Here is an 8,765-nt window from a genome sequence, read left to right as displayed (position 1 = left end):
CAGCTCACATGAGGATTTTGACGTCAAGATCGATCATCAATACATAGCGTTCTTTCTCCCATTTCTTGCAAACCCGTGGTCTGAGCCAGCATGCATGAGCCGGCGCGCATCCGTCGCCGGATCCAACTCACATTCGGTCGCCGTTATGTTCGACAGCACCACTATCCCGCTTGCGTAGCGGCAAGGCTCAGGAGAACGGAACCATTCTATAGGGCGGCATTTTAAGCCAAACTGCGACGAGGTTCGTTCACCGGATCCACCAGGATTGATCAGCCCTGGTGGATTTCTGGATTCGCTAAGGGCCGCCGTTAGGCGGTCTTCATCACAACGCCTTCAATGGTGACGCCTGCGGTAACGTATCTCCAAAGTGCGATCAGCAGTTTGCGCGCTAGTGCGACGATCGCGGTTTTCTTCAAACGTCCACCATTTGACTGGACCCGATCCACAAACCAGCGGCTGAGCACCGATCCCGGCTGGTTGCGCAGCCATAACCAGGCCAGCTGAATCATTGTCGTGCGCAATCGGGGATTGCCTGTTTTGGAAATGCCTTGTTCCTGATCGATGGTTCCGCTCTGCCAAGGGGTGGGTGCTAAGCCTGCGTAGGCAGCCACCTGTCGCCGATTGTCGAAATGCCGGCATAGCCCCTCGCTCCAGAGAATGGTGGCAAACTCAGCTCCAACACCCCTGATGGCCAGCAGCATTGCCGCCGGTGTTCCATGCGCAGAGCCTTCATGTACAGATAGCAAGGAATTCCGCTCGCTCTCCACCGCAGCGATCTGTTCAAGCAACAACTCAAGCCGATCGAGTTCACGCATTATTTGTGACTTGATATGCACCGGCAACGCGCGTCCGTCTCATCCGAGCGTTCGAAAAGGGTGGTGAGATGCGTGAGAGCAACCTCCGCCTAATCAAACTGACCTTTGAGGCCGCCGGCGTTGTTTTCCAGGACGAAGGCGAGCTTATCAGTGGCGGTCTGGGCGTACGCTTCCGGTCTTCATCCGCTGGAGATGGTTCGCACGGTTAGCCGCACAGCCAACCGATCGCAGTTCCGGTCGATACATTGTGCGATCCCAAAGGCACATTAGGGGAACAAACACCCTTACATCCCCCTGAAGCCGAGCATTGCCACGGCTTGCGACATGAAGTCGAGCTCGGGACGCGGGAGCTCTCATAATGTGCCGGGTAGGTCAAAACGGGCGGGTTGAACGGGTGGCAGGGATGTACCTGTCGAGGATTGCCGTGCTGCTGCTATCGACGGTGGCATGCCTGCATAGCAGAGAGCCAGGGTGGAGCCACTCGGGGACTTAAGAATTTGCAACTTCAGCGGTCCGCGATACTCTCGGGCCAGCGAGATTCGTTGACTAGGCGGAGGGGCCTGCCGGATGCCGTGCTACAAAGGCTTCACGTCTACACTTGCACTGGCTGCGTGTCTGCTGCTTGGTTCGCCGGTGGGGGCGGCGGACGGAACCGAGGTTAGCCCGCCGCCTGGAGTGGTCTCCGGTGATGGCGGATGGACCTTCAGTATCGCTCCCTATTTTTGGGCCGCCAGCCTGAAGGGAGACATAGGATTTCGCGGTCGACAACCGTTCGATGCGGACGTTCCGTTTCGCGATATTTTCGACAATCTTCGTTTCGGCGGGATGATCGTCGGGGAGGCCCACAATGGAACATGGGGCGTATTTTCCGACCTGATGTACCTCGACATTGAGGTAGACAAGTCGTTCTCGCGCACAATCGCCGGCGTCCCCGTCAGCCTGTCTGGATCGCTGGAAACCACCAGCGTGACGGCAACTTTCATGGGCGAATATCGCGTGCTTGCGGAACCGTCGGCGAGCCTCGACGTGATGGCCGGTGCTCGCATCTGGAGCGTCGACAATGAACTCGACATCGCCTTGTCAGCAGGCGGACCACCGCTTGCAGCTTTAAGCGGCAGTGACACGCAAACCTGGGTGGATCCTATGTTCGGCGTGAAGGGCCGGATCGATTTCTCACCATCCTGGCATTTAACTGGGTGGGGCATGATCGGCGGCTTCGGAGCCGCATCCGACTTCAGCTGGGATGTGCTTGGCGCAATCGGCTATCAGTGGACGCAATCTTTGTCGATCGTCGGAGGCTATCGCGCAGTCGGTGTGGACTACAGCAGGGACGGATTCACGTTCGACGTGATTGAGCACGGCCCGATCCTCGGGGCAGTGATCCGGTTCTAGGCACTCTCCAGGCGACGAGATTAGCTTCGCGGAAGGATCTGAAGGCAACCACGCGCCTTCCTTGTTCTGCCTTCGAGCGCTATCGAAACCGCTGCGCGCGGGATAAACGGCATCGAGAAGTTCCGGTTTTGGAACAACCCGACCGGCTTGTGTCGCGAGGAGGCCAGCAGTTCGAACGCCTTCGGCGCGTGCGCCGTCCGCCGTGTCGGCCGCCGGCGTCGGCCAGGCCGTGTTCACGACGCAGCAAACCGATCGCAACGGCTTTGCCGCCGTGGTCGATCGCTTCATCGAACACAATCCGCGGAGGTGAACCGCCGCTTGTCAGCGGGCGTGAGGGGCTCGAAACCTTGAGGGTGATCGATGCGGTAAAACGCTCGGCCGCAACGGGAGAACGTATTGCGTTGAACTGACACCCCCTGAGCAATGTTAAACGCAACCGCCCGCTCGCCCTCCGCGTCTCCTTGCATCCGATGCGAGGAGAACGCCGGCTCACCACCGACTAACGAGCAGTGCGGCGGTCCTATTTTCGCGCGCTCCTGTTCGAGACCGCTGGCAGTTTACCCACTTCGACATTCCTCAAATCGGCTGGATGCGCCGCATGTCGGATAGCTGGCTACGCTCGATTTAGGCATCGCCCTTCTGGGTGACTGCTTGGAGCCGACTTAGGCGAGAAATCAACGTCCGCCTTGAGCGTACCTTTTTGTCATTCGGTACTTGGGTCCGGATGTCCGCACTGGGTCAAAACAGCCATCCCCTTGATGATTCGGAAAATGCCGCAACGGGTGGTGAGCGGAAGTTCGATGTGGAGATGCCGGACGGCACCTTCGCCAAGCAGTAGCTTAGCGTGGCTAGAGGTGGCGATGGAGGGAGTGATGGCTAACGATATTGTGGCTACCCTGGGAGCAGTGTGCGGAACAGGCTTCGGCATCTTAATGTTCGGACTTGGATTCCCCGTGTGGACCGTCCGTTCCATTCCTGTAATTGTGGCACATGGCTGGTTGCGCGAGAAACCTGCCGGTGAAGGCTAAGGCTCTCTGTAACGAAACGCAGATGGCGATCGAAGTTCCCTAAAGGACAATAGCCAGCCAGCGACGCGCTTGCCAAAATCCCCGTCCACAGACGCACGACTGCGTGCGCCTCAATATGGCGGGGAGAGAGCCATGAGCGGATCGCTTAGACTTTGGGCACTTGTGCTTGGTGCAGTTTTCGCCGCAGGGTTGGGTGGCACATCCACCGCGCAGGAGCCGCAGCATTTCAGTCCGAAGGGAAAGATGCCTTCGCAATACACGATCGAGGCGCAGCAACAGCAGCGCCAGCTTCTGCCTTTTGCCGACAGGCAGGACTTTGAGGAAGCCGAGCGCGGCTTTATCGCTGCCCCGCCTTTCCGCAAGATCATGAACGATAAAGGCGATGTGGCTTGGAACATGGACAACTGGGACTTCCTCTTGAAAGGGAAGGATTTCGACAGCATCCACCCATCCCTGCAGCGTCAGGCTCTCCTCAACATGGAATATGGACTGTTTGAAGTTGTTCCGGGCATCTATCAGGTGCGCGGCTTCGACCTCGCGAACATATCGTTCATCAAGAGCGAGACCGGTTGGATCGTGATCGATCCACTGACTGTCAAGGAAACGGCGCGTGCCGCACTCAAATTCATCAACGAAAAGCTTGGCGAGCGACCCGTCGTTGCGGTGATCATTTCCCATTCCCACGCCGACCACTTCGGCGGAATTCGCGGGGTTGTCGATGATGCTGCCCTTGCAGCCGGAAAGGTCCAGATCGTTGCCCCCAAGGGGTTCATGAACGAGGCAATCGCGGAAAACCTCTACGCCGGCAACGTGATGACCCGCCGCAAGACCTACACCTACGGCGACCTTGTGCCACCGAGCCCCTACGGCAATGTCGATGCGTCGATCGGCAAGGCGGCTGCTAGCGGCGATGTCGGCATCCTGCCCCCCACCATCAGCATCGAACAGCCTATTGAGGAATTGACCATCGACGGCGTAAGGATGGTTTTTCAAAACACACCGGGCACCGAAGCGCCAGCGGAGATGAATACCTGGTTCCCCGACTTCAAGGCATTCTGGGCGGCGGAAAACATCGTCAATAGCCTGCACAATATTCTTACGCTGCGAGGGGCGCCGGTGCGGGATGCCCTAGCGTGGTCGCAATACATCAACGTTGCGCTATACCGGTTCGGCAATCAGGCGGATGTGATGTTCGCATCCCATAGCTGGCCGCGGTGGGGAAAAGAGCGGATTGCCGAGGTGATGCGCGCACAACGCGACATGTATGCGAACTTGAACAACCAGGTACTGCACCTGGCGAACACTGGCATCACCATCAACCAAATTCACAACGTCTACGCACCGCCGAAAAGCCTGCAGGAACAATGGTATGCGCGCGGCTACCACGGCTCCTACCTGCACAACAGCCGTGCTGTCATCCAGCGCTACCTCGGTTTCTGGGATCTGAACCCTGCGACATTGGTCCCGCTATCGCCGGAGGAGTCTGCACCGCTTTACGTGGAAATGATGGGCGGCGCCTCCAAGGTGATGGCGAAAGGCCGTGATCTCTATGCCGAGGGCCAATATCGCCTTGCAACCGAGATTCTAAACAAGCTGGTCTATGCTGAACCGGACAATCAGGACGCAAAAGATCTGCTCGCTGACACCTACGAGCAGATGGGCTACCAGTTCGAGAGTCCCAGTCTCCGAAACAGCTTCCTGGCCGGCGCCAAGGAACTGCGTGACGGCGTCATCGCCGTGAAGGCTGCAAAGGCGGGCAGTCCCGACTTTGTGCGCGGTACCAGCACCGAGTTGTTCCTCAATTACCTCGGCATCCAGATGGACAGCCGCAAGGCGGAAGGCATGCATTTCAAGATCAACCTCTCGACGCCAGATAACGGCGAGAAGTTTGTCGTCGAAATGAGCAATGCCACACTGACGACGATCTCCGGCTTCCAAGCGGAAGACGCTGATTTGACGATAACAATCGACCGACGCGAGTTGGAGGATGTGATGATTGGGACGGCGAAGCTGTCAGACAAGGTGTCTGCCGGGAAGGCAAAAATGGAAGGCAATCCGCAAGTGCTTGCTCAGCTTGGCTCGACAATGGTCACGTTTGACAACTGGTTCGAGGTTTTGCCGGGCACGAAGAAGCGCGAGGCGCTGCCGAAGGCTGAGCTCTTACAGGACGACGCGACCTACTATGAGGGTCCCTAGAAGGCTCCCGTAGGACCCTGGAGCCACAACAAAGGAGAGCCACGGGGGGGTAATTCCGATAGTGTCCTCTATGGGCCGACTCACGCCGTAGCGTCAACAAACTCGAATGTCCGCTCGGGATCGATCTTTTGTTGCTCAGAGGCCGAAAAGGGGTGGGTAGCCGCTCGGCTTAGGTCTGGAACACGGTGATTGCTGCTTTCCCCCAGCTAGATGCGGCCGGGGTGAAGCAGCGGGGCTAGTGACAGCTTGAGAACTGCGCCGATAACCAGCATCCAGAATGGAACAGTGAACCCCCCGGTGCTGTCGCGCGCCACGCCAAGCAAGAATGGACCCAAGGCGCCTGCGAAGTAACCAATGCCCAGAACAAAGGCTGTCCAGGAGTTCGCTTCGTTTGCAGCCTCCGACGCCAAGGGCGATCAGGGGAATGAAAAGATACGGCATCGGCGGCGTAAGACCAATCGCCAAGATACCGAACAGAGACGTAGACGCGAACAGGGCAATCAGGCGCCGCCGATCGTTGTTCCGACTGATGAAACCGGCAAGCGGATTTGCAACCATGAATGCAGCAGTGAAACTGGCGAGGAGTAACGCCGCATCCGTGCCGCTCATGCCGCGCTCCATATACATGGGCGCAGTCCAGGCGATCAGAGCAAAGAACAGGAAGTTGTTCTGCGCGAAATAAGACGCGGCCAGCCACGCCAGTCGGTTGGTGAACGGGAGCGAACTACCCTTCTGGGGAGCAACCGTGCCTGGCTTAACCGTCCCGGCTCGCCGTTCCGCTCGCGCAATGACCATCCAGGCACCGATCGCGATAAAACCAGGCAGGGTGAAGATGCCCGCACCAATTCTCCATCCGCCGCTTGCTACAGCCAGAGGTCCGGCCAGCGCAGCAGATATTGTGCTCCCCAGCCCGATCGCGGAGGCATAGATCCCCGTGAACAGTGCCACATGGCGCGGATAGTTCTTCTTGATGAAGCCGGCGACCAAGGCCCAGCAACGTCAATTCCCGCACCCCCACCCGCTGTGGCGGCGAAGAGTGACGTAACATTCTCCGCGAACGCACGCGCGAGAGTGGCGATGGTAAGGGTGGCGAGCGCAACCAGCATCACCTTGTCGCGCCCGAAGCGGCGGTGCATCAGCATGCCAAGAAAAGCGCCCGTCCGACCTTCGCCGCACGCCACCAAGAAGGTCGATCACGGCGTGTTTGATGCGCTCGATCTCGATGCTTAATGATGGCCTCCGCCAGATCCCTGCCTTCCGGGGCGGCCGCTGAGATCGATCTCGCTTTGCGCCTGCCCTGGCGACGCCATGTTGGACCTTTGCAACGCGCATCAGCAGCTCAATCTGCGGGTCAGGGCACCGCAGGGGGGGGTGGCTTGCCCGCCTGCAGGCTGACGCCCGCCGCCTTGATGAAGAAAGTGCGGTGAAGGAGGCCACCGCAGCCGGTGACGGTGCAGCTCAAAAGGAATTCTCTAATAGATTTTAAATCGCACTCACAATGGTAGCGGGCGAGGCGATAGGTTGAACCATTTCACAAAGCAGTAGGCGGTTGCTCATCTATTGCGGTGACCATGCGATGATCCATTAATTCGACTAGCCGCCCAGCCGAACGTCTGCTTGGCGCTTCTAGCTTCCAGTGGATACATTATGCGACTTTCGAAGCACATAACGGCAACAGCCAACTCCGGACACTCGCCGGCGGATCGGAGCAAACGCCACACGGGGTCGAGGCTATGTTCGGCTAACCTCTCCCCGCAAGGGTTGGGCTTGCCGCGGCTCGGCCTGGCGACTATATGGTGGCAACGTGCTGCAACGACGCCGCTGCCCCCACAGTCGACGACCCGGATAACGTCAGGCGATTGGCATGCCAGCGAAGGTGGTCATCCATAAAGGTTGAGATGAAATTGTATGAGTGGTCGTAGCCGTCGTGCATGCGCAAGGTGAGCGGAATACCAGCTCTGTCGCAGGCGTCCTCGAACAGCCACGGCCTAAGACCTTCGTCCAGGAATTGATCCGAGGCTCCCTGATCGATGAGAAACTCGGGAAAGCGCTTGCCGCCTTCCACGAGGCGCGTCGCGTCATAGTAATTCCATTTGCCTTCATCCGCTCCAAGATAGAGTGACAGGGCGGGTTTGGACCACTCGGCTGTCGATGGTTCCACGATGGGCGCAAAAGCGGAGCAGCTTTTGAAGCGCCCAGGATTCTTCAGTGCCATGATGATTGCGCCATGTCCGCCCATCGAATGCCCCATGATCGCCTGTCGGCTCATATCGGCCGGGAAATACGTCTCAACGAGCGCCGGCAATTCGTCGATGAGATACGAATACATCCGGTAGTTCTTGGAAAATGGCTCTTCGGTGGCATCAACGTAAAAGCCCGCGCCCTTGCCGATCCGCCAATTGTCGGGCACGTCATCAACCTCGCCCCGAGGGCTTGTGTCAGGGCATACCACGATAAGCCCAAGTTCTGCGGCCATCCTTCGGTATTCGCCCTTATCCATCACATTTGCATGGGTGCACGTCAAACCCGACAGAAACCACAAAACAGGTCGTGGACTTGATGCCGCTTGCGGTGGCACAAAAACTGCAAAGGTCATTTCGCACGCGCAAACGCTGGATGAATGTTGATAGACCCCTTGCACGCCGCCGTGCGCCTTCGAGACCGAAACGGTTTTCATCTGTCTACTTTCGCCAATCATCAAAGTGGTCGTGGCGGCGCAACGAGTGTTTGGAGATAACGATTGCGCCGCCACTGGCGCCGGGGTTCTGGAGGAAACAAGTCCTGGCGCGTCGGTCGATCAGGGGTTTTCGTGCCTCTACCCCTGAAATCCGAACACTAGAAAAGCACCACGCTGCGGATGCTTTCGCCGGAATGCATCAGCTCGAAGCCCTTGTTGATGTCTTCGAGCGGCATGGTGTGGGTGATCATCGGATCGATCTCGATCTTGCCCTCCATGTACCAGTCGACAATCTTCGGCACGTCGGTGCGGCCGCGCGCGCCGCCGAAGGCGGTGCCCATCCAGCTGCGGCCGGTGACGAGCTGGAACGGCCGGGTGGAGATCTCCTGGCCGGCGCCGGCGACGCCGATGACGACGGACTTGCCCCAGCCGCGATGCGAGGCTTCGAGCGCCTGGCGCATCACCTTGGTGTTGCCGGTGCAGTCGAAGGTGTAGTCGGCGCCGCCGATCTGGTCGGCCCCACGCTTCGTCATGTTGACGAGGTAGGGAACGATGTCGTCGCCGACGTCCTTCGGATTGACGAAGTGGGTCATGCCGAAGCGCTCACCCCAGGCCTTCTTGTCGTTGTTGAGGTCGACGCCGATGATCATGTCGGCG

The 8,765-nt window shown here is 58.6% G+C and carries 6 protein-coding genes and 2 pseudogenes; 4 read left to right on the top strand and 4 right to left on the bottom strand.

Features of this window, described 5'->3' with window-relative positions; all coding sequences use genetic code 11:
• Positions 1 to 308: 308 nt before the first annotated feature.
• Positions 309 to 854: pseudogene (locus ACTJKE_RS36290) on the bottom strand (transposase); the annotation flags it as partial.
• 528 nt (positions 855 to 1,382) lie between these two features.
• Between ACTJKE_RS36290 and ACTJKE_RS36285 the strand changes: the two are divergent.
• The 4 genes and pseudogenes from ACTJKE_RS36285 (at position 1,383) to ACTJKE_RS36270 (ending at position 5,431) form a co-directional block, all read left to right on the top strand.
• Positions 1,383 to 2,207 carry a hypothetical protein gene (locus tag ACTJKE_RS36285; protein ID WP_440693877.1) on the top strand — a complete coding sequence of 275 codons (825 nt, stop codon included), beginning with the start codon at positions 1,383 to 1,385 and terminating at the stop codon, positions 2,205 to 2,207.
• Between the two features lie 296 nt (positions 2,208 to 2,503).
• Positions 2,504 to 2,617 (top strand): annotated as a pseudogene (locus ACTJKE_RS36280) (Gfo/Idh/MocA family oxidoreductase); the annotation flags it as partial.
• 462 nt (positions 2,618 to 3,079) lie between these two features.
• Positions 3,080 to 3,235 (top strand): hypothetical protein, encoded by a 156-nt coding sequence (locus ACTJKE_RS36275; protein ID WP_440693875.1) that lies wholly within the window; start codon positions 3,080 to 3,082, stop codon positions 3,233 to 3,235.
• Between the two features lie 132 nt (positions 3,236 to 3,367).
• Positions 3,368 to 5,431 carry an alkyl/aryl-sulfatase gene (locus tag ACTJKE_RS36270; protein WP_440637560.1) on the top strand — a complete coding sequence of 688 codons (2,064 nt, stop codon included), beginning with the start codon at positions 3,368 to 3,370 and terminating at the stop codon, positions 5,429 to 5,431.
• A gap of 135 nt (positions 5,432 to 5,566) precedes the next feature.
• Here ACTJKE_RS36270 and ACTJKE_RS36265 read toward each other — a convergent pair whose 3' ends face one another.
• The 3 genes from ACTJKE_RS36265 to ACTJKE_RS36255 form a co-directional block, all read right to left on the bottom strand.
• A complete protein-coding gene (locus ACTJKE_RS36265) occupies positions 5,567 to 6,418 on the bottom strand; it encodes an MFS transporter (protein ID WP_440637562.1) in 852 nt (283 codons plus the stop codon).
• 802 nt (positions 6,419 to 7,220) lie between these two features.
• On the bottom strand, positions 7,221 to 8,108 hold the full coding sequence (fghA, locus tag ACTJKE_RS36260; protein ID WP_440693873.1) for an S-formylglutathione hydrolase: 888 nt from the start codon (positions 8,106 to 8,108) through the stop codon (positions 7,221 to 7,223).
• A gap of 158 nt (positions 8,109 to 8,266) precedes the next feature.
• Positions 8,267 to 8,765 (bottom strand): zinc-binding dehydrogenase (locus ACTJKE_RS36255; protein ID WP_440693871.1); only part of this gene is annotated, 499 nt, incomplete at its 5' end.

This window comes from Ensifer sp. 22521, assembly GCF_052044795.1.
Classification (GTDB): domain Bacteria; phylum Pseudomonadota; class Alphaproteobacteria; order Rhizobiales; family Rhizobiaceae; genus Ensifer.
Note: the sequence above shows the minus strand (reverse complement) of the source record. Positions and strands in the feature narration are given on the sequence as shown.

Coding starts and splice junctions, on each gene's coding strand:
- ACTJKE_RS36285 (WP_440693877.1), top strand. CDS start 1,383: ATGCCGTGCTACAAAGGCTTCACGTCTACACTTGCACTGGCTGCGTGT.
- ACTJKE_RS36275 (WP_440693875.1), top strand. CDS start 3,080: ATGGCTAACGATATTGTGGCTACCCTGGGAGCAGTGTGCGGAACAGGC.
- ACTJKE_RS36270 (WP_440637560.1), top strand. CDS start 3,368: ATGAGCGGATCGCTTAGACTTTGGGCACTTGTGCTTGGTGCAGTTTTC.
- fghA (WP_440693873.1), bottom strand. CDS start 8,108: ATGAAAACCGTTTCGGTCTCGAAGGCGCACGGCGGCGTGCAAGGGGTC.